We start from the raw sequence: 22,479 nt of genomic DNA, 5'->3' as shown, positions 1-22,479 counted from the left end.
CGATTATATCACGGCGCGAAAGACGCGGCCGATTGGCAGCAAGGCTTGTCAGCGGCGCGAAGGCTCGCGGCCGCTCGACCCGGGGACCCGCTCAACGTCTTGGATATCTGTGCGCTCGCGGGGACTGCATGATCTCGGACCGCGTCACACTGTCAGGAGCCGCGCACGCGGGGGGTCTCCGAGCTCGATAGCGAGGAACCGAAGCTCGTGGCCGGTGTATTGCACGCGATCGAGTTCGTCGAGGGTTGGGCGCGGGAGCCCGGTGACGTCGAGCTGCGGCACCCACGAACCCGTGTTGAACACGCGGCGCGGGTCGTCCTTGCCGTACGGGGCCTGCGCGTCGACGAGCAGGTGGGTGTGGCCGAACGCGACGATGGTGGCGTCGCCTCGGCCGAGCAGGTCCCTGGCCCGACGGTCCATGCCGCGCTCGTCGGTCCGCCCGAGCAGCCCCATCGCCGAGACGTCCGGGTCATCGGGCCCGACGTTCCACCCGAGCAGCCCCGACGACGAAGCCTTCGCGTCGGCGTCATCGGATGGGAGGTGCTGGAGTGCTGCCCGTGCCACGGCTTCGCGCTGGTCGCCCGGGAGCCCTGGCGCGAGTTCGTCGATCACCGCGCACGCCGCGGCGAGCGTCGGCGGGCCGGCCTCGACTGGGTAGTTGCCCAGTAGGCGCTTGCCGATGAAGCGTTTGCCCTTGCCGAGCATGAATCCGACGACGCGCGCGAACAGCGAGAGCGAGACCTGCCCCGAGACGAAGCTGCGGGCGACGACCGCCGCGAGGGCGCCGTGGGGGTAGATGCGGTTGAGGGTGCGGTGGGCGGCCTCGGCGTCGTTGTACACGAGGTCCATGAAGAGGGTGCCCCAAGGACGCTCGAGGCGCGGGCCGTCGGGCGCGTCGAGGATCGGCCGGTCCCAGTGGTCGAAGCGGTTGTCGTACGAGTACTGGTTGCCGTGTTCGATATGGATCCCGCGTTCGTGGATCTCGCCGCCGACGATGAACATGAAGTGCGGAGCGCGCGGATTCCCGAGCGCGGTCCGCAGAGCCGCCTCGACGGACGGCCAGTGGTAGTCCGGATCGTGATTGCCGGGCAGCAGGCAGACCTGATTGCCGGCGCGGATGAAGTCGGCCAGCGCCTGGAACACGCGCGGATGGCCGTCGCGTGCGCGTTCAAAGCGTCGCAGCGACTCTGCCTCGGTCGTGCCGTAAACATCCCCGAGGTCGTGGCGGGACAGCGCGGGGAGTACCTGCGGGAAGTCGATGAAGTCGCCGTTGATCACCAGGGTCGTGGGTGTGCCGAGTTGGCGCGGGATCTCGACGGAGAGCAGCCGCACGAAGTCGTCGTCGCGGTCGAAGTCCTCGAGCTCGGGCGTCTCGGGATCGCCGACGTGGAGGTCGCTGATCACGGCGAGGCGCGGGTGTAGCAGCACGGAAGTGGTCATGGGCTCTCCTCGGGGCTCCGCAGATGGGTGTCGACCTGACCTATCACCTCGTACAAGAGGCCCAGTGGGTTGTTATGGGCCGCGAGCAGCGCGCGGCGGGTCGCCAGCAGGGCCGCGCCGAGCGGGCGGCCGGCGACCAAAAAGCGCTGCCAGAAGTCGCGGGCGAACGCGCCCGCGAAACCGATCGGGACCGCGGCCGCGGTCGTCACGCAGCAAAGCCGGTGGTCGCCGCGATGCGCGAGGTAGCCGATGATCGTGTCTTCGCTCCACTCGCGCAGGTCGCCGGTGCCGCAGCCGTTGAGGAACACCAGCACAGGCTCGCGCTGGAACCGGGGCCCGCCGCCCTGACCGAGCGTGGTGACCGAGAGGGGGACGCCGTGCAGCGAGATCGTGCTGGTGTCCGGGACGGGGGGAGTGGCGTGGCTGGCGTGGCCGAAGAAGTACAGGCAGTCCGCGCCGAATTCGCGGAGCTCGCGGCGGAGGTCGACGACGTTGTCGACAAACTCGGTGCCCTGGCGGCGTAAGGGGTGGTCGGGCTCGGTGTCGGCGACCGTGGGGCAGACGGCGGCGACGATCCGCGGATCGGGGGGCAGCGCGAGCGCGGTGGCCACTTGCTCGACCTCGTGCTGGATCTCGTGGCGGAAGCCCCAGAAGCCGGCGACGTCGAAGGTCGTCGGGGCGAAGCTGTCGAGCGGGGCGGTGTGCTGATACAGAAAATTCCAGGGGAACAGTGGGGCGTCGCCAGCGACGTGGACGATGCGCGGCTCGAGGAGAGCGCGGCGCAGGACCGACCGGATCTCGTCAGTGAATTCCCGCGGGCGACCGGTGCGGAGCTCGAGCTCGTCGGGGAAGCCGAACAGGCGACGGTGCAGGCCGTCGCCGTGGATCGCCACGTCCAGCAGGAGCGTACGCAGGTCGTCGGGCGTCAGCGTCGCCACGGGGGCCTGCCGCAGCACGGCGCCGAGCGGGCCGTGCTGGTAGGCCTCGCGCACGAGATCGGTCAGGCGGGCGCGTTCGCGGTCGAGGTCGCAGCGGACCTTGTAGCGCACGCGCACGGTGTTCTGCCCGGTGCCGGTGATCAGCGCGGCCTCCTCTTCGACGTCGCCGCGCAGGGGGACGGCGAGGTGGATCGACAGTTCGTCGTCCCGGCGCTCGATCATCAGCGTGACCTTGTCCCGCGTCGGGGCGTCGCGGAGGAGGCGGTCGACCGGGATGCCGGAGCTCAGCCTCATCGCTCGCCCCGATCGCGGCGGTCGTGGACCTGTACCTCGCGCTCGAGGCGGTGGACCGGCTGGTTGTGGATCAGCAGCACGACGACGATGCGCAGGCCGCCGGGGCGCCTCGGGGTCAATTCGAAGGACAGGACGTTGGTCGGCCACGGCAACTGGAGCGTGCCGTCGCACGGGGTGACGTCGGCGTCGGCGCACTGCACCCATACGTCGATTTGCGAGAGCTGGCGCAGGCGATCAAGCAGGTCCTCGGAGAGCGGGTCGGCGGGTGCGCCGTGGCGCTGCGGGCCGAGGGCGACGCGCATCTCGATCGGTAGGTCGACGACGAATCGCGGTGCGCGTGGCTCGAACTTCGGGAACCACACGTTCAAATAGACCTGCTCGACGGGGGCGGAGCGGGTGATACTGCGAGCGGATTCGAAGGGGACGCCGAGGAAGCCGGTATCGCCCTCGCCGGCGGCGACGACGTCCACGGTCTGCCGGACCTGCGTCTGCGGCCGAAGCCGCGCGGGCGAGCGCTCGTCGCTGCCGACGAGGCGCTGCCCATCACCTGGCCGCAGGAGCACGTTGCCGGCTGCTGGGTCCCAGTGGAAGAAGTCGTCGCGGTCGAAGACCTCGGCGCCGTCGCTCTTGCGCTTCAGCTTGAGCGGCCAAGCCCGCAGCTCCCCGTCGTCGCGCAGCGTCGCCCACGTGTAGCCGATCGCCCTCGACTCCTCGGCACTGCCGTACTTCTCCACGCCGAATAGCGACGGCGCCTGGTAGTAGCAGCGGGCGACGCCCCCGGCCTCCGACCTGTTGTTCGCGTCGGGCTCGTGCATGTGCCCGTGCAGGCACGCGACGAAGCGCCCGCCAGGGTAGATCCCGCTGTCGAACAGCTGCCGCTGCGGTTTCGACAACCAACTCCGCGAGTGGTGCATCAAGAGGAGCGCCCGGTGCGTCGCGTCGAGGACCCCCAGCGGCGACTCTCCCTGCGCGTGGGGCAACGCCGCCTGGAACTGCTCGAGCGGCAGCGCCAGCTTGCCCTTGAAGTCGCCGCCCTGGTACTGCATCCACGCCGAGTTGAGCCCGACGATCGAGAGGGGGAAGCGCCCCGGCAGCGCGAGCTTGGCGTACACGTCGCCGGGGAAGAACGAAGTGCGCAGCGTGACACCCGGCCGCGCGGCCTGCGGCCGGATCACGCCGTCGAACCACGCGAGGTAGTTGGCGAACAGCGGCCGCAGAAACGACGCGTCCCGCTCGTCCCAGAACGCCTCGAGGAGGTCGGCGACGTCCGGATCGTCGCGCCCCTTCTCGAAGTCCCGCAGTACTCGGTACAAGAGCGCCTCACGCCCCGTCGGCCGCTGCACTTCGTGGTTACCCGGCACCGCCACGGTGAGCGGCGGATGCCCGTCCGCGGCCTTCGGCAAGCGGCCGAGCAACTTCTCCAAAAACTTCGTCAGCTTGTCGAACTCGGCCGGCTCGCCCTTGAAGGTCAGGTCGCCGGTCAAGAGCACGAGATCCGGCGGGCCGACGATCGTCAAGTGCTCGTCGAGGCTACACCAGAATTTGTCGAGAGCGTTCCACCACGCCGCCTCGCTGCGGGCGCCGACATGGAGATCCGAGAGGTGCAGCCAACTGATTGGGCTGGCCTGGCCCGTGTCTGGGGCGGTGGCGGAGCGGTTGCTGTCGGGTGCATCCTCGCGGATCATAGGGCCTCGTCGACGCTAGTCGTCGGCGCCGCATAGTTGCGCCATCGTATCACGAAGCACGGGGCTCGGTCGTGGCTGGGCCCAGCGCAGCTTGACAGCGTTATCCGGCCGGGCGATATCGCAGCGATATGGCACATCTAGGGCTGGAAGTATCACCTCAAGTCCGTCGACGGTTTGGCCGGGGCTCGCCGATCGTCGTCGCGGTCGAGCTGTGCGGGGAGCTGGAGGAGCAGGGGCACCCGCTGTTCGAGGTCCTGCCGGCGGCGGCCGAGGCGATGGTCCGCCACGCGAAGGGCGTGCGCGAGGAGCAGCTGTTCTCGGCGATACAACGGTTGTATGACCCGCGCGCTCCGCTGACGGCGCACGGCTGCCTGGCGACCCTCTATTGTTGGTTGCACGCGGTCGGCCGGCTGGCGTCGGGGAGGGCGCTCGAGATGTGCGGGCTGATCGCGATGATGCAGGTCCGCAAGCTGCGGCACGCGCTGCGGCTCGAGGGGCCGCTCGAGATCCTGCTCGCCGAGGCTGGGGTCGTGGCCACCGCGCGGCTGGCCGACAGCCCCGTGGCGCGCGTCGCCCGGGCCGACGCGCAGAGCTTCCTGGCGTCGGCAGAGTGCGGCTCGCCGGTCGTGAGCGTGCACGAACGCGGGCTGGAGCGCATGCAGACGACCGTCGACACGCTCGCCGAGTACCTCGCGGCGCCAGAGAGCCTGGTCGACGCGTCCGAGGGCGACCTCGCCCGCGCGGTGCGGTCGATGCACGCGCAGGCGCTCAGCAACCTCGGACAGGCGTGGGCGACCCGCACCATCGGAGACAAGCAGACCAACCTGCGTCGGGCGGTCGAGCTGTTCGAGGCGGCCCGCGCCATCCCGGAGCGAAGCGAGGACCCGACGTCGTATCAGCACGTGCTGCAGCAGAGCGTCTCGGCGATGCGCGAGCTGGTGATTCTCATCGCCGACGCGGGCGAGGCCCGCGACCTCTTGACCCGCGGGCTCGCGCTCGCGGACGAGGCGCTGGCGCTGCCGCGGCGGTTCCCGGGGCTGGTGTTCCACTGGGAGGAGCCGACCCGCGTGGCGGCCTACAACATCCGGATGCGTGACCTGCATGACCGGCGAACCCGCGGGATCGGCGACGACGCGGCCCTGCGGAGTGAGCTCGTGGCGCTCGCGGACGAGGCGCTGGCGTTTCTGGCGACGGCGGAGCGGCGGGGCGAGCCGCTGTTCGTCAACGCCGCGGACGTGTTCCGGCGGCTGCGCGAAGGAGGCGGGGACATTGGTCGGCCGGGGCCGGACGCGGGCTTCGTGCGCGCGCTCGCCGAACGGCTGCGCGCCGAGGAGCGCCGGTTCGTCACGGAGCGGGAGGCGGAGATCCTGCTGCGCGCGCTGATCGGGTGGTTCGATACGCCGTGGCCGACGGAGCTGTGGCCGCAGCTGGCGTACGTGCTGGCCGCGGTGCACCCGAGGCACGTGGGCTGTACGACCGCGCGGCGGCTGTTCGTCGCCGAGCTCGCGCTGCTGCAGCAGCGCGACGACGTAGCGAGGATCGTGGACTCGATCCAGCGCCTGCAGCAGGGTCTCGCCGATCTCGTCCTCGCCGACGAGCAGCGGCGCGTGTACGCCGGGGCGCTCAGCGAGCGGGCGAGGCTGAGGCTCGCCCACCTCGAGCGCCACCCGTGCTCTCCGGCCGAGCTGCTGGCGCTGTGCGACCTGCTGGGCTCGGCGACCTACCGCGCCGATACGGGGTTCTACGGGCAGGGCCCGGCGCACGAGCACGGTCCAGGCGCCGAGGCGGTCTGGCGCATGAGCATGTATCGCGCGCGCTGGGACGTCGACCGCGCCGCGCTTCTGCTTGGCGTGCAGGCGTGGGTCGACGAGGAACCATCGGTCGGCGACGAGCTGCAGCCGCTGCTCGTGCATCTGCACGAGCAGCGGACGATCGACCTGCAGGGCAAGGTCGGCCCGAGCCATATGATCGATTCTCCCGAGGAGGTGCTGTCGGCCGCCCAGGACGAACTGCTGGGCGAGCTGCAGCAAGGCGGCGCGCGGGGCTGGCGGCCCGCGCTCGGGGGTGAGCTGCCGGTCGCGGACCCCGACGAGTTGACGGAGTGGCTGGGCAGGCATCGAACGACCGCGGTGCTGCTCGACGTGGCGCCGCTGGACTATGCGATTGTCACCGGCGACGGCCGCTCGCTGCAGATGCATGCGCCATACGCCGGGCTGGCGAGGGAAGAGCGCGAGCGGTTCGTCGCGGCGGTGAAGGCGTTCATGCACCTGCGTCTGGATGCCGCACATACCAACCCGGACGCGGTCTTCGATGCGTCCTTGACGGCGCTGGTGGCCGCGGGCGGGCCGGTGGTGGCGGCGCTGCGTCGCTGCTGCGCCGAGCTCGGGGTCGACGCGCTGGTCCTGCTGTCGCGCGGGGTCATGGAGATGATCCCGTGGGCCGCCCTATTCGCCGCGACGGGAGACGCTGACGGTCCCGCGATCGTGCACGTGCCCACGCTCGCGCCCGCCGGTACGCTGCGCGCCGCGGTACGCCCAGGCGCATGGACGGTGATCGGCGAGCACGAGGGCAAGGATCCGGACCTCGATCGCGGTTGGTCGGCGCTGCGGGCTGCGGGCGTGGTGCCGGAGGCGGGGCCGAACTTCGCTACGTTCGACCGCAAGGCCGCCGAGGTCGGCGTGTTGCGGCTGTTCGTGCATGGCGAGCACGCGTGGGTGCCGCCGCTGATGGGCATGTCGATGCACCCGCCGTTGACGCGCCGACGCGTGTTCTACCAGGCCAAGGACGTGGTGATGCTCGACCTCACCGGCTGCGGCCGCGTCGAGTGCTGGGCCTGCGACGCCGGCCACACCGCCGACCTGCTCGGGCCGCGGCGCCATGAGGACGAGGGCCGCAGCCTGGCGACGGCGTTCCTGCTGGCGGGCGCGCGGGCGGTGATCGGCGCGGGCTGGCGCCAGCCGTCGGTGGCCGCGGCGTTGATCTCCGCTGGCTTCGCAACCGCCGCGCCGCGACCCGGCGACCCGCTCGCCGACGTGCGCGCGCTGACCCGCGTGCTCCGGCGCTACCGCAAGGTCGTCGCCGGACCTGCGCTCACCAGCCCCGACGGCTGGCGCATCGCACTGGCCGCGATGATCGGCGTCGATCCGCAGACGTTGCCCGTGACACCCGCCCCACCGCTCCGCGTCGGCGACCTACGGGCGAACTACGCGTGGGCCGGCTGGCGGGTGTGTATGCGCGACCGGACCTGCCTCGATACGTGACCGGCGTGGCGCCGGTGCATGCGAGGACACACACCGGCGGTGTCGTCCAGGGCATGAATTGGCCGCGACCTGGTGCTTGGTCCACCCATGGGCGGCGCGCGTCCGGTAATCGCAGGCGACCTGTTTGCAGCGCTCGCTCGATGGTCCCCACCTCGAGACCCATCGCTGACATTGTCGACGTCGCCCATGAGGGCTGCAGACGGGCTCAGTTCTCGCGTTTACGGCACTTGGATCGACCCGATCGGGAATTCGTACCAAACTTGACCCAATTTCGACCCGCCAGGGGAGATCTCACTGCCGCGCATAACCCGGCGCACCTCGGCAGACCGCGCAGGAAGTCGGCGGCCTGTCGGCCGACTTTGGACCACCGCCGGGTCCTTCGTCCTCCGGGAACGATTCCCATCGCCTCGTCGATCTCATCCTCAGAGAGAGGTGCGCCGTGTTCTGGCAGGTCCCTCAGCGCCGAACGCGAGCAGTTGGCGGCGGAGCACGAGCGGCTGGCGGCGGAGCGGTGTGATCGGCGGCGACAGGGTGCCAGCGGGCGCCGCGCTCCTCGACGCCTGAGCTCTCGTGATTCATCGGCATCCCACCTCCGAAGCCAGGTACCTCGCCGGGAGGTTCACGTCACGACGCGGTCTACCGAACGGTTACGTTTGTTCTTCGATGTCTGGCTTCGACGCACCGGCATTTATCGCACCAACTAGATTTCGCATGGCCCGCAGAAATCCTTCGCGGACAAGTTTTTGAAGTTCATCGAACTCTCGAGCAGCGTGGGGGCGGCGCCAAAATTCGCCGTCGAAAGAACCGCCCTTTCCGATGACCACCAGTTCTGCGTCCTCAAGTCGAACCCAGAAGGTGGCGTGAACGGCCGCAGCAGGCTCAGTTTTTAGCCTGATGCCGAGGGAGCAGTCTCCGACTTCAGAACTGAAGTTGGTTCCACCCCCCACGACCTCGAAAAGCCTAAAAAAACTCGTTTGTTTGGTGAAGGCAGTTTGGATGGCTAAAAGTCCAGATGAAATAATTTGCTTACGACGCAAACTTTCATTCCATTTAGCATTCGACGAGTGAATCGCATCGAGCTCGTTTAGTAGCGATTGCTCATCTTCCCCGGTCGAGTCACCCTTCAGGACTTCGGCGAGAGCTCTTCGGAGCTGCTCCGGGGTTTGGAATCTATCGTCGGGTCGCCATTGGAAACCTGCATCAAAAAAAGCCTCTAGAGCCTTCAAGCTCCTGGGCTGGGCGTCAAGTGCGAGGGTCTTAAGGGAACTGCTGGGCCTCCGGTGCGGCAGACGTTCCTCCGCATCACGAAGAGTCATTGGTTGCTTGCCGGTGACCAGGTAAAAGAGAATGGCCACTATCTGTGTTAGATCAGAGATCTCGTCTCCTTTTCTTCCGGGTTTCGGCGTCTGAAATTCGGGCAGGGCAATAAATCTATTGCCCACCTGTTGCTCGGTTCCAGTCAAACGCTGATCCTCATCGTCATTGTTAAATGAAAGACCAAAATCAACTAGATATAACTCACCATCCTCTCGAATGAGGATGTTATCGGGCTTTATGTCGCGGTGGATAATATCCTGACCGTGTGCGTGCTCAACAGCGTCAATGAGTTGAGTGACAATCAGAACGGCAGCCTCAAGCCCAAGTCGCCCTTCGGGACTCTCCTCGACGACTTTGCTCAAGGGCCGTCCGCTGATGTACTCCATTACGATGTACAGATCGATGCTTGGATCCGCATACTTATCTGTATTGCATTCCACGAATTTCGGAATTCTGGGGTGGCTGAGCGTCTGAAGTGCAACAGACTCTCTGCGCATCCTTTTCCTACGTTCGGGATCATTCTGCATCTTGAGGATCTTGAGTACGCCTTGCGTGCCGTCACGCTGAACCAGCCTTGTCCACCCCTGCCCACCGTCGGAGAGTTTCTTCTGTTCTTGCCAGTGGTCCCACGGCTTTTCTTTGCGCTTCGACATAGCGGGAACCTAACCGGCCCCGGCCACCGCCTGCAAGCAGTGCCCTGGCCAGGGTTCCTGTTCAGATTTTTCAGAACATGTCAAGCGCTACGTATGTGACTTGTCGAACTCTCCGGCCTCCAGCAGCGCGCGGATCTCGTCAAAGCTGAACAGCTCGCTGAGCTTCCTTTTGACCCAGCGTGCTTGCTCCACCGCGTGGGCTGGCCAACGTGCGAGCTGGCCGTGGCGTCCCCGGTGGATGCGCTCGTAGGGCGGCAAGAGTCCCGCCTTCGACCACCGGTGGGCAGTCGCGGGGGAAATGCCCGCCGCTTCGCACACTTGCGCAGTCGTGACGAACACCCCCTCAGACATCTGCCGGGAGTCTATCGGCCCCCCAGATGCGCGAAAACAGCAGTTGCAAGGATGGAAAGTCTACGATTTTACTATGATTTTACAACGAGATAAGGAACTCTGAGTGTGACTGAGGCAGGTCGCTAACACACCGGCGCAAGGTCAACCGTCCTTGCGGAGCTCGGCGAGCCGAGTCGCCTCCGCCGTTTCGGCGTGCCCGCTGGCTGACAGGGCGGAGTACCGCCGCATCGAGCGGGACGCGGGAGAGAAGCACCGTCATGACGATGCATACGCAACGGAGTATCCTGGAGCATAGAGCCCGCATGACGACGCCGCCGGACGCTCCGACCCCGTCACCGACCGCTTTGCCGGGCGCTCACAGGTGGACTCTCTTCACGCTGGCGCACGAGGGGAGTCCCAGCACGGCCGTGCTTGGCGGCCGCTTCGAGGTCGGCGAACTGCTGGGATCGGGCGCATCGTCTTGCGTCTACGCCTGCCGCGACCTCGAGCTCCAGAGCATGGCGGCGATCAAGCTCCTCAAGGTCGAGGGCACCGAGGAGCGGCAGCGGTTTGTGGCCGAGGCCCGACTGCTGGCGAACCTCCGGCACCCGAACGTGGTCCAGGTGCTCGCCGTGGGCGAGACGGATACCAAGGCTCCGTTCATGGTGCTTGAGCTGCTACAGGGGCAGAACCTCGATCAGCGCCTCCTCGCGGAGGGGCCGATGCCGTGGCGCGAAGCCGTCGAAATCGCTGCGCAGGTCGCAGGGGCACTTGCAGCGATGCATGCAGTCGGCGTGATCCACCGCGACGTGAAGTCGAACAACATCGTGCAGGTCAAGAGCGCGACGGGTCGCCCGCTCGTCAAGCTGATCGACCTCGGGATCGCCAAGGTCGAGGACTGGCAGCGGGTTCAGCCGGGCAACTTCGATCCGGTGCCCCGCCACCAGACCGAGGTCGGCAAGATCGTCGGCACCCCCGGGTTCTATCCGCCCGAGGCGGCGCTGGTTCCGCCGAACCCGCGGTTCGACACGTTCGGCCTCGGCGCGACGATCTACCTGTTGTGTACGGGGAAGCTCCCCGACCTCCCGAACTACCGGCCGATGCGCGAGCACCAGCCGAAGGGCGGCTTTCCCGACGACCTCGAGGCGCTGGTTGCGGCGGCCGTCGCGGTGCTCCCCGAGGATGGGATCGGCACAGCCGCCGAGTTTCTGCACCGGCTCGACGCGCTTCGCGTGGTCCACGTCGAAGATTCGTCGCCGTTCCTGTTCGAGGGCTGCTACGAACTGATCGAGGCGCTCGGCTCGGGCGCCAAGGCCGAGGTGTACCGCGCCTACCATCGGGATGCGGCCTGCTACGTGGCCCTCAAGATCCTCAGCGAGAAGTCCTGCGCGAGTCGCGAGGAACGGATCCGGTTCGCGCGGGAGGCACGGGTGCTCCAGCACGTGCGGCACGCGGCAATTCCGGAGCTGGTCGAGTGCCGCACGTCGCTCACCCGCAAGCGACCGTACATCGCCATGGCCCTGAGGCGGGGCAAGCCCGCGAAGGACCTCCACTTCGGCGGCACGCTGCTGACGTCTGCCGACGTGATCGCCCTCGGTCGGCAACTCGCCGGCGCGCTGGAGGCCCTGCATTCGCGCGGCATCCTGTACCGCGACGTCCACGGGTACAACGTCCTGATCGACCTCGCACGCGAGCCCAAGGCGACCTTGATCGACTTCGGAATGGTCGAGTTCGAGGACAAATTCTACGCGACCGTCGACCAGCGCTACCCGACCAAGCCCGAGGAGCGGGTCAAGCTCGGCACCGGCGGACTCGAGAAGCTCGAGTTCGCGGCACCGGAGGTGCGCAGCGGGAAGGGCTGGAGTGCCAAGAGCGACGTGTACTCGCTGGGGCGGCTGCTGTACGTATCGCTGACCGGCAAGGTGCCCGCCAAGGTCGGCGTGCCCACCTCGCCGAAGATGCTGGTGCCGAGTTGTCCCCGAGCGCTCGCGTCGGCACTCCTCGCCTGTCTCGTCGAGGATCCGCGTGAGCGCGTCGACGCGACCGGACTTCTCGCCAGGTTCGATGCTGCCGCTGACGAACTGGCCGAGGATGAGATGGCCGACGAGGTGTGCGACGAGAAGACGCCCGAGCGAGAAGCTACGCCCTCGCGCGCGCTCGGCTGCGACGCTGCACCGTCGAGTGCGCCCGCGGTTGCGCTGTCGTCCCCACCGAGCACGCCCAGGTCGAAGCCGTCCGCGCGAAGGTCGGGGGTTTGGGTTGGCGGCGGGCTCGCCGTGCTCGGCATGATCGTGCTCGGCATCATCTGGTGGCCCGCGGGGTCGTCCCCGCTCCCCCAGGTCACCACCGATCGGCACGTCACCGTTGCCCAGGTCGCCGACCCCCAACCCCAAACTCAGCCTCAGCCGCTAACCATGCCCCAAACGGCGACGGCGACGGCGCCGCCTGTCCTCCCGACCATGCGCGTCGCTCTCGACAGCGCGGCTGGAGAGCTTCGTCGCTGCTCCGATCTTGCGGGCGGATTGTTGTTCGTCGATTTCAAGGTCGAGGCGGAGGCGAGCGAGTTCGCCTCCGTCGCTGCCGGCAGGGTCCCCGAGGCGGTCAACCGCTGCGTGCAAGAGGCGACCCGTTCGATCCGGTTTCAGCCCACCGCGGCGCAGATCTTCACCGAGGAGTACACGCCATGATCATCCCGATCATCTTGTCCGTCGCCTTGATCGCGGACGCGTCCCCCAGTGCAAGAACGTGCGAGCCCGGGGACAACGCTTGCAAGGCAGAGCTGTTCGTCAAGCGTGCGAAGAAGGCCCCGACCGCCGAGCAGCGCGCGAAGTACCTCCACGCCGCCCACCGCTCGTACCTCTACCTGTACGATGAGACACACGAAGCCCGCGACCTGTGCGCGGCCCGGCGAACGGTCGATCAGGGCTTGGCGATCACAGGTCTCTCGGACGCTCTGCGCGCAGACTTCGAGGCCGCGCGCGACGCTCTCATGGCCCGGGAGCGGGAGGCCGGTGTGCGCTGCGGGCGAACATCCAAACCTCCGAAGACAGATCCGCCGCTGCTCGCGGCGAAGCGCTTGCCGAACGAGCGCCCGGTCGACGCGCCCGCCACTCCGAGCCTGGCGACCACGGACCCACCTCCTGCACCGCCTCCTGCGCCGGTCGCCTTCCAGTCGACCGCGAAGCAGGAGGAGCCGGCGAACGACGACGGGTCGACGGCGCGTCCTGAGCAGCCGGCGAGCGGTGACGGGTTGCTGCCTGTGACGCGCAGCTCGTCCGCTCGTCCGACGAGCGCGCGACCGGGTCGGGGCCTGGCGATCGCAGGCGGCGCCGGCCTCGGCATCGGCCTCGTGCTGACCGGGGTGGCTGGCTACCTGGGCGGTCGGCTGGTCGACACCGTCCACGCCGCGCAGGAATTCAACAGCCAGATCGACGGCTTCGCCAGCGACGCCGAGATCGCCAGAGACGCCGAGCTGAAGCAGGAGTATCGCCGACTGGGTCCGCCGACCCTCGCCCTCGCACTCGCGGGTGGGGCGACCCTCGTCGTCTCCGCCGTGCTCCTGGGCGTCGGGGGCCGCCGCATGGCCCGGGCCTCGCGGATGGCCCTTATGCCCACCCCGGGCGGGCTTGCTTTCGGTGCTCGATTTTGAGCGATACTTCTGGGAGGTCCGTATGTCCACCCCTGGCCGCCTTTTCCTCGTCCCCCTCTTCGCATGCCTCGCATGCGTGCCGCCGTGGGAGTCCCCGGTCGGGTGCGCCGAGTTCGACGCCTGCACCACGGGTTCGACGACCGCCGGCGACGACGTGTCGACCTCGGGCGCGAGCGAGGGGGTGCAGACCGTGACGGGGGACGGCGAGGACGCTACCTCGGGCGGCGGCGGGACGCAGTCGGAGGGCAACACGACTGGCGAGCCCGCGGCGCCGTCGATCGTGACGTTCGACCTGACGCCGACGCCGATCGAATTCAACGGGCCGATCGCCGTCACCGTGACCGCCGACGCCGACGCCGTGAGCATGCAGCTCGACAACGGCGAGGTGATCGAGCTGACTCCCGGCGAGCCCGGCTCGTTCCACGGCGAGATCGCCGTGCTGACCGGCCTCATCAACGGCGCCGACCATGTCGCTCTGCTGACGCCGCGCCGCGGCGACGTCGAGGGCGAGACGGTGCCGGCTCCTTACGCGGTCGCCTTGCCGAAGCCAGGGAGCCAGGGCTTTTGGGAGACCGGCAACCTGCTCGGCGAGGGACGAGTCGTGGCGATGGCCGCCTCGCCGAACGGTCAGGTGGTGGAGCTGGGAACGCTCACCTTCAACGGGATGTCGCACTGCTACCTCCGACGCCGCACCAAGGGGGGCGCGTGGAGCGACAACGACGTCCGCCTCCTCGCGCCCGAAGATGCGTGCGAGGCGATCGACCTCGCGGTCGACGACGACGGCGCGCTGTTCGCCCTCGTGAACCGCCAGAGCCAGGACAGCCTCCGGTGGTGGTTGGCGAAAGTCGCCGCGTGGGGCCAGGACCCGATCAACGTCGGTTTCGGCACCAAGGGCGAGATCGCCAGCGCGCTCGCGCGTCATGTGTCGGGCGCCGTGGCGGTGTGCGAGCACGGGCCGACGATCTCGGGGGACGACGACGCGAAGATAGCGATCTTCCGCCCAGATCTGTCCGGGGAGACTTGGACGTTCGACTACCAGCCCCCGGAGAAACTCCCCCACGATTTCTCCGAGCGCACGCGCGACTGCGTCTTTACGGGCGACACGCTCGCGCTCGTCGGCGAGGCGTGGGGCAAGCATGACAAGGAGCAGGTGAAGCGCGACCGCCTGTCCATCCTGCGCTTCGACATCAAGAGCAAGTCGTCGAGCTGGACCGTAGCTCCGGCCGCCGTGAAGACTCAGAGCGGCGCGCAAGCCGTCGCCGCCGACGAAGCGGACCGCTTGATCATCGGCGGCTACACCTGCGACGACGCCTGCCAACCCGAAGGCGACCTGCGCATCTTCGACGGTAGTGAGACGTCCTGGTCTCTCTCGCTCGGCACCTTCCCGACCAAGCAGTTCGCCGTCCAAGACGTCGCTTGGAGCCCCGCTGGCTACATCGTCGTCGCCACCGGCGGGATGAAGGGCACCGAGACCGCGTTCACCGTCCGGGCGTACGCGCCGGACAACGCCGAGCCGCTGTGGACCTTCGTCCGCAAGGACAGTCAGGTGCTTCACGTCGCCCTCACGCTGGCGCTCGGCGCCTACGGCGAGGTCTACGCGGGGGGGCTCGGGGCAAACGGCTATCCGGCCGTCGCATTCATCGGCGGGTAGCGCCGGACCGGCGAGTGCTCGACGGTCAACCGGCGTGACAGGGGTCGGCGAGGCGGACGGCACGTTGGTAGTCGAAGACGTCGATGCGAGCCGAGCTCGCCAGCCAGTCGAGCAGCGCCTGCGGGTCGGGAGGCGGCGCGACGGGGACGGTCGAGGGATCGACGAGGGTCGCGGGCGCACGGCCGTCAGCGGAGAGCTCCCACCAGGGGACGACGTGGCCGATGGGTCGGCCGCTCCACTCGCGCAGCCGGACCTGCAGCTCGAGGGCGTCGGCGGCATGATCGGCGGCGGTCCGCAGTCGCCAGCCGATCGCGCCGAGGGCCGCGCGCACGTCGGCCTGCACGCGGCCCTCGTTTCCGCTCAAGTAGAGATCGAGGACCGCCGCGCCCGGGCCGCGCAGGAACTCGACGTACCGGGCCGCGGCACGGAAGGTGAAGTCGCCGCGGGCATCGCCCGGGCCGATCCACGTGGTGTTGCACAGGGCGCCGTAGAGGGCGCGCGCGAACGACTCGTCGAGTACCGCGAGCGCCAGCTCGGCGCTAGCGGCCAGGGCGAGGGAGAACGGATCGTGGGAGCGGGCGAGAGTCTGGTCGGCGGCGACGGTGAAGCGCGCGGGGGCGCCGGCGTTGAACTCGAGGGTGCCGCCGACGACGACGTGGCGGCGGGTGGCGAGCGCCCAACAGGTCGTGTCGTCGCCGCGGAGGGTGCGGGGATCGTCGAACACACGGCCTACGAGGCGCGGCTCGCCGTCGTGCCAGGTCACCGGCTCGGCGCGCCGGGCGAGGCCGTGGACGTAAGTGACCAGGGTGTCGCCGCGCTGGCGGCTCCACGCCCGCGGGCCATGCCACTCTCGCCGCCACAGGCCCGCGCGCCGCCAGGCGCCCGGGTCCGGCTCGCCGTCGTCGAGCACCGCGATCGCTCCGCGCATGCGGCGATGATAGCGGCGAGACCGGGACGTTTCGACCGCTGCTCACGGGTCCGTTGGTCGACGCTAGACGAGCCGGGTGCGGCGGGGCGAAGCGCTCGTCGAGCAGGCCGAGGCGGCGGAGCGCGGGCCTTCCGGCCATGATGCGATCGCCGCGGCGGAAGCCGACTAGCGGGGTGAAGCTACCCCGGCGGCACGAAGTCCGCACAGGCGACCTCCACGAGGTCGGACGCCTGGTCGAAGAACGTTCCATAGTCCGGCTCGTCACGATCGACGCGCAGGTGGTGCGGGAACATATTCACCATCGGGCACGTGCGATCCGCTGGGTGACACTCCGGCATCGCGTCGAGGATGCTGAACATCACGATCGACTCCGGGTCGTCGTGCTTCGCCTTGAGTACCGACGCCGCCCAAGAGCCCGGAGTGCCCTTGGAGTCGTAGTCGTAGGTGTTCGAGATGAGCGTCACCATCAGGAGCGCGTCGTCCCGTAGGAAGCCGTCGTTGCAGCCGCCCGGGGCGTTGACGTTGGAGTAGACCGCGGCCGCGAGCGCCTCGCCGACCCTGTCGGCGCCGCTGCTGCCCACCTGCGCGACGCAGGCGAACGTGCTCTTTAGGTCAGCCTGGTCCTTGATCATGTAGCGGAGGCCCCCGTCGACCTTGCACAGCTTGTTCGACGCGTCGCCGCCCGCGGGATGCACGACACCGGCCCCCCTGGTGTTGTCGCACGCCGAAGGGGTGTAGCCGCACGGGTAGTCCTCGATGCCGCAGCACAGATCGCCGTAGTTGATGGGGTTCGGGCAGTTCGGGCAAGGGATGGTCGGACAACAGTCTTCGCCGACCTTGCAGGTGAGAGAGGGGCAGTTGTCGTTGCAGTACGAGAGGCCCCACTCCAAGCCGCCGTCGACGACCATGATGTGGTAGTCGAAGTCGGCGAACTTCGCCTCGATCGTGTCGATGAACTTCGGGAACGCGTCGAGGAGCTGCGCCTGGAAGTACTCCATGCCCGCGCCACGGGAGATCACGAACAGGAAGTCGATCTTCCCCTTGCAGCCGACCGGCTTCGGGTCGCCGAGGTCGACGTCGGTCCCCACGTCGTAGAGCATCGTCGTCTGCCCGCTGCTCACGGCGCCGCTCGACGAGGTGGACAGCTCGGTGGTCGACCCGGACCCCCCGCCGCTCCCGCTGGTGTCGCCGGACGAGCTGCTCGTCGAGGACGACGTGTCGGTGGTGCCCGTCGAGGTCTGTCCCGAGGTCGACGGCCGCGTCGTGGTGAACGGCGACGTGTCACCGTCACGGGGCGTGCAGCCGCAGGCGAACCCGAACGCGAGGAGGATGGGCCGAAACCGTGGCCACATGCAGCGCAGCCTAGCGTGGATCCCGCTCACGTTCCACCCCAAGGTAGACGAGGGTACGCGCTGCCCGAAATCGCGGCGATTCTCGCGGAGAAGTGGGGACCGCCGACCGAGGAGGACAGGGCGCGGCGCGCCGACACCCGCGCGAAGCGGGGCCGGAAGAAGATGCAGGAGCCGGAGACCTGAGCCGATGGCACGCCCGAAGTTCGTCACCAACGAGGAGCTAATCGCCGTCACCGGCGTGCCGAGGTACTGGAGCGGGCGAAGTTCATCGTCGAGGCGCGGAAGTTCTACGCGCTGCACGAGATCGAGGCCCTCGTGCGCGAGCGGTGGGCGACGCCGGCGAGGCGCCCGCAGCGTCCACAACACGCGCGAAGGAGTGATTACGTCGCTCTCGGGCGCGCTCCGTTGCCGCCGGTCCGGTCCGATCCTATGCCGCGACCAGCCGTGCCTGGCGTTGCCCGTTGGTCCACAGGATGTAGCGGACCTTCTCGCGCCAGTCCCCCTCAAACATTCGCTCGACCCGCTTCCTGTTGTCGATCCACCTGCGCTGCCATGCCAGGAACCGATCACGATGGTACATCCGCCGTGAGATCCGCTCGGCCAGGATCAACAGACCGGACATCAGCCCGTGAATGGCCGGCCCCCACCGGCGATCGGCGCTGACCCGTGCGAACCATCTGCGCGAGGCGTCCGTCACGCTGAACAGGTTGCGGATCGCGGCGTGGAGCTGGCCGAGCTGGGCGACGAGTGCCCGCAATGCCGGGGGCAGCGCTCGCAGCAGCGGGTGCTCTCCGCTGCCCCACTCCGTCGACATCGTCGAGAACACGTCGGCCGGGACTGTCGGGATCGCCGGGCGCGTCTCGATCGGCTTCGACGCTCGCGGGCCCTCTCCGCGACGGGACCGTCGACGCATCGTCGACTTCGCCGCCGGCCGTGTGAGCACCCTCTCCTGGCTGGCCTTCAGCTCGGCCTCGCGTGCGGCGGCCTCCTCAGCCCTCCGCCGCGCCGCTTCCTCGGCGCGCATCCTCGCCTCGGCCCGCTTGCGTTCCTCGGTGGCGACGTACTCCTTGAGGACCTCGCAGATGTACCTCAACGACTCGACCACCTCGTGAAACTTCATCGCCGCCATCGTACGGGTGGTCTGCGGGTCGCTCAAGGGCCGGAGCCCGGGTTGCCCGCTCCGGCCGCCTGGCTGGCCTTGAAGTCCTTGGTGATCTTCGCCAGCTCGGCGACCAGATCGCGCACGGTGCCGAGCCCCTGCACCCAATCCTTGATGTTCTTGGTGGAGAACGCGCTCTCCTCGTCCGTGGCATCCTTCGCCGCGTCGCCACCCGGCGCTCGTTGCTCCTTCTTGAGCGTCTCGCCCTCAAAGATCGCCCGCAGCGCGGCCTGCAACTCGAGCGTTTCCTGGATCGCGCGGAGGAGCTGCGTGGTCATCCCCTGCGTGCGGTTGAACATCTCCGTCGAGCGCTCGGTGAGACGGTCTATCGCCGCGGTCTCGCGCTCGTAGACCTCCCAGAGCATCCGGTGCGCGAACGAATACGCCTCGCCCAGATCGCCGCGCAGCTCTACCGGCGCCTCGACGTCGTCGGTACCGACCTCGCCGCCCCGAGCGACGATCATCCCGTCGATCTCGAGCACCTGCTGCGGTCGGAGCTGACCCTCGATCTGCTCGCGCACGAGCGGCGCCAGCTCGGGCGGTAGTTGTTCGAGGGTTAGCTGCAACGTCTTGCGCGCTGGCCCGGGTCGCTTGGGATCCTTCTTCTCGATGGAGTAGAGGCGAAGGATCCGGAAGGGATCGGCGCGGCCGCCCGAGGATCGGGTCTCGTTCTCAATCCGACTCATGCGATTCAAGATAGACGCGCCGAGATAGCGTTGCGAGGGGAGATGTCGCGCCGCGATCGATCGAGCACCTGTCTCTGCGAATCGTCCGCGATCTCGAGCCCGGCCAGAGAGTTCAGCAGCGAACCCGCGAAATATGCCTGTCCTAAAGGACATCTCACGGCGCGAGTTCGAGATCTGGCATATTGCGCGATGATCACTCAGGGTCTTCGAGGTCGTCGCCGAGCACGCCACGGATCTCTGGGGACCTCGTAAGGATCTCTTCAGACTGCACGTGTATCGGCACCGCGCGCTGCGCCCGCGTTCGCGTTCGCGCGACGCTGATGTCGAGCGCGGGGTCGACCGTCGACACGTCCACGCAGGTCGTCTACCGTGGAGGGATGCTGCTTGGGGAGGAGTGATGGACAGCGGCGACCAAGTCACAGACGAGCAAGCCCGGCAGATGTACGACCTGATCAACGAGCGCAAGGAGCTGCTCGTCACGGGCGTCAAGGGGATGCAGGTGCTCAAGCAGGTGTTGGCCTACGCCGTGCGCAAGGCCGGCGTGTCGATCGAGTGGGACCCGACCACGCCTGTCGCCCTCCGCGAGCGCATGACCATCATGTCGCTGTCCGCCTTGCAGTGGAGCTTTGCGGGCGCCGCAGCCGGCCTCGCCGTCGGGGTCTGCACCAACCGGCCCGGGACGTGGGCCGGCATCGGCGCAGGGATAGCGGCGCTCCTCGGCATGTATCAGGGGCACTGCGCGGTCACGTCCGGCTGGCGGCTTCGCGGCTTCCGCGATGAGAACGGGGTCGAGCACGTGGAGATCAAGGTCTGCGCGCTGCCAAGTCGATGAGCCCGCCATGCAAACAGCTGGCGGCCTGCTCGGCATCGGCTGTGCCTGCCGACACCGCGGGCGGTCGGCAACCGCTTCGGCCCTCGCCAAGCAGGCCCTCGTCCCAAGTGCCCGGTGACGGTCGTCGCCGACATCACCCAGGGGCTGATCCCGGACATCGCCGACCATTCAGCGGTCGTGTTCGTGTCGTGCGTCATCGAGTACGTCAAGGTCCTCGACGGTGCGCTGCGGAGGATCGCTAGGATGGCAGGGAGGCCGGACAACGTGTTCATCGTCACCGTGCAGCCGTGGACGCTGACCGCCCGGCTGTACCCCCGCGCCCGGTGGCGAGGGACCGTCGACGCCGCCCAGAGCGTCACGATGCAGCCGGTGGGGCTCGACGAAAAGCTGGCCGTCACGGGAACTCTGGCGCTCGCACTGGCGCTCGCGTTCTGGCCGCAGGGCGGGCGGAGGTGATCGCCATGTCGACCTCGACCGGGGCTGCGGGCGTGCTGGTCGGCGTCGCCATCCGCCTCAGCGTCCGCAGGAAGTGACGACATGTCGTCGGGTCGATCGACCGGTCGCCGATACGCGGTATCCGTCCGGCGAGCTACGTTCCCGGTTGATCCGCCGTTCGGCTACACCTCGCTCGCATGCTTCCCGAGGGACACGCCGCGGAAGACGTTGGTGGCGAGCCGCTGCTGAGTGTCCTCCTGTTTCAGAGTCTCCTGCCAGAAGGCCGGTGCGAGCTCGAGGACTCGGCGCCGGGGCCACGACGGAAGCAGGCACAGCAGGTCGCGGAGGTATGCCAAGGGCTCGATCCGGTGGAGCTGGCAGCTCGCCAGGAGCGAGACGAAGAGCGTGTTGGCGCGGGCGCCCTCCTCGCTGCCGAGGAACAGCCAGTTCTTGCGGCCGATGACCTCGCGTCGGAGGTTGCGCTCGGAGATGTTGTTCTCGAGGGGCAGGCGGCCGTCGCCAAGAAAGCGCTGCAGCGCGATCCGCTGATTGCGGGCGTAGCCGAGGGCCTTGACCAGCGGCGTACCGTCGAGGGCGAGCGCGGCCTGCTGGTCGCACCAGAGGAAGAATGCGTCGACGATCGGTCTCGACTTTGCCTGGCGGACCGACTCTCGCTTCTTGCGGGGCGCCGTCGCCAGTGCGCGCTCGATCTTGAAGAGCGCCTTGATCAGCGACAACGCGTGCCGGGCCAGCTCCGGCTCCGATCCGAGGCACTTGAAGAAGTACCTCCTGCAGTGGGCCCAGCAGCCGACCTCGAGGACGTCGCCGGTCGCGTACAAGTGATCGTAGACCGCGTGGGCGTCGGCGACGAGATAGCCCGCATAGCCCTTCAGGAGCCGGTCGACGGCCTCGCTGTCGTGGGCCGGCGAGAAGCGAAAGAGGACGTGGCGCTCCGGCGCGACAAGCACCCAGAAGTGGGCGCGCTGGCACTGCTCCTTCGCCTGCACGAGGACGCCGGTCGCGTCGGTGCAGAGATAGGGCTGGGTGAAGGCGTCGGCAAACATGGCCTCGACGAGCGGCTCGACGAGGTCCGCGAGCTGCTCGTGCCAGCCGCAGATCGTCGAGCGCGCGAGCTGGAGGCCGTCGCGAGCGTAGAGCGCCTCGAGGCGGTTCGCGGGCAGGTGGTCCTGCCAGCGATGGACGATCGTGTCGGCGAGAAGGCCAGGGCCGGCGAGGCCGCGCTCGATCGGCAGCTCCAGGCGCTCGGCAATCTGCACCGCCGGTGCCTCGATCGTCCGGTCCTCGACCGTGCCCAGCGCCTCGCCCTTGCGGACAAACTTCGGCCGGACGATCCGCGCGACGACGAGCGAGGCCGGTCGACGTTCGACGACCTCGCTGACGACCTGGCCGATCCGCTGGAACGCGTCGAGGCCCTCACGCACGACCTCGGGCGGCAGGACCTCGATCTCGACCCGCGGGAGGTTCTCGGGCAAGGGGCGGCGACCGCGAGAGCGCCGCCGGGCAGGCGCAGGACGATCGACCTCCGGGTCGTCGGCGTCTTCATCCTCGGCGTCGTCGAGCTCGACCTCTTCCTCGACCTCCTCGACGACGACGTCGCGGCCGGCGAGCATCATCTCGAGGATCTGCAGCGCGAGCTGCGGGTCGTCGCCGGCGGCGAAGCGCTCGGCCTTCTTGCCGACGACGATGCCCTTCTCGAGCAGCTTGCAGCGCTCGAGCAGCTCCATGTACAGCGTCTTGTACCGCTCGCGCTCGGCGGTCAGCTTGCCGATCGCGTCCGCATGCTCGCGCATGCGGCTCTCGAGTTCATTGCGGACGAGCTCGACCTCGGTCACGCCTCCTACGTACGCTT

At 68.5% G+C, this 22,479-nt stretch carries 17 protein-coding genes; 6 read left to right on the top strand and 11 right to left on the bottom strand.

The window, feature by feature from the left end; genetic code table 11:
* Window positions 1-144: 144 nt before the first annotated feature.
* The 3 genes from O0S08_RS30510 to O0S08_RS30500 are packed head-to-tail and all read right to left on the bottom strand — an operon-like array spanning window position 145 to window position 4,357.
* On the bottom strand, window positions 145-1,440 hold the full coding sequence (locus tag O0S08_RS30510) for a metallophosphoesterase (protein ID WP_269032869.1): 1,296 nt from the start codon (window positions 1,438-1,440) through the stop codon (window positions 145-147).
* A complete protein-coding gene (locus O0S08_RS30505; protein ID WP_269032868.1) occupies window positions 1,437-2,672 on the bottom strand; it encodes a hypothetical protein in 1,236 nt (411 codons plus the stop codon). Before O0S08_RS30505 ends, O0S08_RS30510 begins: the two co-directional genes overlap by 4 nt.
* Complete coding sequence (locus O0S08_RS30500; protein WP_269032867.1) at window positions 2,669-4,357, bottom strand: metallophosphoesterase family protein; 1,689 nt, start codon at window positions 4,355-4,357, stop codon at window positions 2,669-2,671. The genes O0S08_RS30505 and O0S08_RS30500 overlap by 4 nt, the downstream gene beginning before the upstream one ends.
* A gap of 128 nt (window positions 4,358-4,485) precedes the next feature.
* Between O0S08_RS30500 and O0S08_RS30495 the strand changes: the two genes are divergently transcribed.
* Window positions 4,486-7,617: a CHAT domain-containing protein gene (locus tag O0S08_RS30495; protein ID WP_269032866.1), complete on the top strand. Its 3,132-nt coding sequence runs from the start codon at window positions 4,486-4,488 to the stop codon at window positions 7,615-7,617.
* A gap of 647 nt (window positions 7,618-8,264) precedes the next feature.
* On the opposite strand, the gene O0S08_RS30490 is transcribed toward O0S08_RS30495, so the two are convergent.
* Both O0S08_RS30490 and O0S08_RS30485 read right to left on the bottom strand, forming a co-directional pair.
* A complete protein-coding gene (locus O0S08_RS30490) occupies window positions 8,265-9,587 on the bottom strand; it encodes a serine/threonine protein kinase (RefSeq protein WP_269032865.1) in 1,323 nt (440 codons plus the stop codon).
* An 87-nt stretch (window positions 9,588-9,674) separates the two neighbouring features.
* Window positions 9,675-9,938: a helix-turn-helix domain-containing protein gene (locus tag O0S08_RS30485; RefSeq protein ID WP_269032864.1), complete on the bottom strand. Its 264-nt coding sequence runs from the start codon at window positions 9,936-9,938 to the stop codon at window positions 9,675-9,677.
* A 302-nt stretch (window positions 9,939-10,240) separates the two neighbouring features.
* On the opposite strand from O0S08_RS30485, the gene O0S08_RS30480 reads away from it, so the two are divergent.
* From O0S08_RS30480 to O0S08_RS30470, 3 genes are all read left to right on the top strand, one after another.
* Window positions 10,241-12,604: a protein kinase domain-containing protein gene (locus O0S08_RS30480; protein WP_269032863.1), complete on the top strand. Its 2,364-nt coding sequence runs from the start codon at window positions 10,241-10,243 to the stop codon at window positions 12,602-12,604.
* Window positions 12,601-13,566 carry a hypothetical protein gene (locus O0S08_RS30475; RefSeq protein ID WP_269032862.1) on the top strand — a complete coding sequence of 322 codons (966 nt, stop codon included), beginning with the start codon at window positions 12,601-12,603 and terminating at the stop codon, window positions 13,564-13,566. Before O0S08_RS30480 ends, O0S08_RS30475 begins: the two co-directional genes overlap by 4 nt.
* A gap of 76 nt (window positions 13,567-13,642) precedes the next feature.
* Window positions 13,643-15,217 (top strand): hypothetical protein, encoded by a 1,575-nt coding sequence (locus O0S08_RS30470; protein WP_269032861.1) that lies wholly within the window; start codon window positions 13,643-13,645, stop codon window positions 15,215-15,217.
* Between the two features lie 25 nt (window positions 15,218-15,242).
* Here O0S08_RS30470 and O0S08_RS30465 read toward each other — a convergent pair whose 3' ends face one another.
* The 5 genes from O0S08_RS30465 to O0S08_RS30445 form a co-directional block, all read right to left on the bottom strand.
* A complete protein-coding gene (locus O0S08_RS30465; protein ID WP_269032860.1) occupies window positions 15,243-16,145 on the bottom strand; it encodes a hypothetical protein in 903 nt (300 codons plus the stop codon).
* A gap of 179 nt (window positions 16,146-16,324) precedes the next feature.
* Window positions 16,325-17,497 carry a hypothetical protein gene (locus tag O0S08_RS30460; protein ID WP_269032859.1) on the bottom strand — a complete coding sequence of 391 codons (1,173 nt, stop codon included), beginning with the start codon at window positions 17,495-17,497 and terminating at the stop codon, window positions 16,325-16,327.
* A gap of 427 nt (window positions 17,498-17,924) precedes the next feature.
* Entirely contained in the window at window positions 17,925-18,653 is a 729-nt protein-coding gene (locus tag O0S08_RS30455; protein ID WP_269032858.1) for a hypothetical protein, read from the bottom strand.
* Window positions 18,650-19,351 carry a hypothetical protein gene (locus O0S08_RS30450; RefSeq protein WP_269032857.1) on the bottom strand — a complete coding sequence of 234 codons (702 nt, stop codon included), beginning with the start codon at window positions 19,349-19,351 and terminating at the stop codon, window positions 18,650-18,652. The genes O0S08_RS30455 and O0S08_RS30450 overlap by 4 nt, the downstream gene beginning before the upstream one ends.
* 184 nt (window positions 19,352-19,535) lie before the next feature.
* Complete coding sequence (locus tag O0S08_RS30445) at window positions 19,536-19,697, bottom strand: hypothetical protein (protein WP_269032856.1); 162 nt, start codon at window positions 19,695-19,697, stop codon at window positions 19,536-19,538.
* 42 nt (window positions 19,698-19,739) lie between these two features.
* Here O0S08_RS30445 and O0S08_RS30440 point away from each other — a divergent pair, with 42 nt between their 5' ends.
* Window positions 19,740-20,174: a hypothetical protein gene (locus tag O0S08_RS30440; protein WP_269032855.1), complete on the top strand. Its 435-nt coding sequence runs from the start codon at window positions 19,740-19,742 to the stop codon at window positions 20,172-20,174.
* A gap of 114 nt (window positions 20,175-20,288) precedes the next feature.
* Window positions 20,289-20,630, top strand: a complete 342-nt coding sequence (locus O0S08_RS30435) for a hypothetical protein (protein ID WP_269032854.1) — start codon at window positions 20,289-20,291, stop codon at window positions 20,628-20,630.
* 161 nt (window positions 20,631-20,791) lie between these two features.
* Here the strand turns inward: O0S08_RS30435 and tnpC are convergent, their stop codons facing one another.
* Window positions 20,792-22,462 (bottom strand): IS66 family transposase, encoded by a 1,671-nt coding sequence (tnpC, locus tag O0S08_RS30430; RefSeq protein WP_269032853.1) that lies wholly within the window; start codon window positions 22,460-22,462, stop codon window positions 20,792-20,794.
* Between the last annotated feature and the right edge of the window lie 17 nt (window positions 22,463-22,479).

The organism is Nannocystis punicea, from assembly GCF_026965555.1.
GTDB classification, from domain to species: domain Bacteria; phylum Myxococcota_A; class Polyangia; order Nannocystales; family Nannocystaceae; genus Nannocystis; species Nannocystis punicea.
The sequence above is the reverse complement of the archived record's forward strand: the minus strand, read 5'-3'. Positions and strand labels throughout refer to the sequence as shown.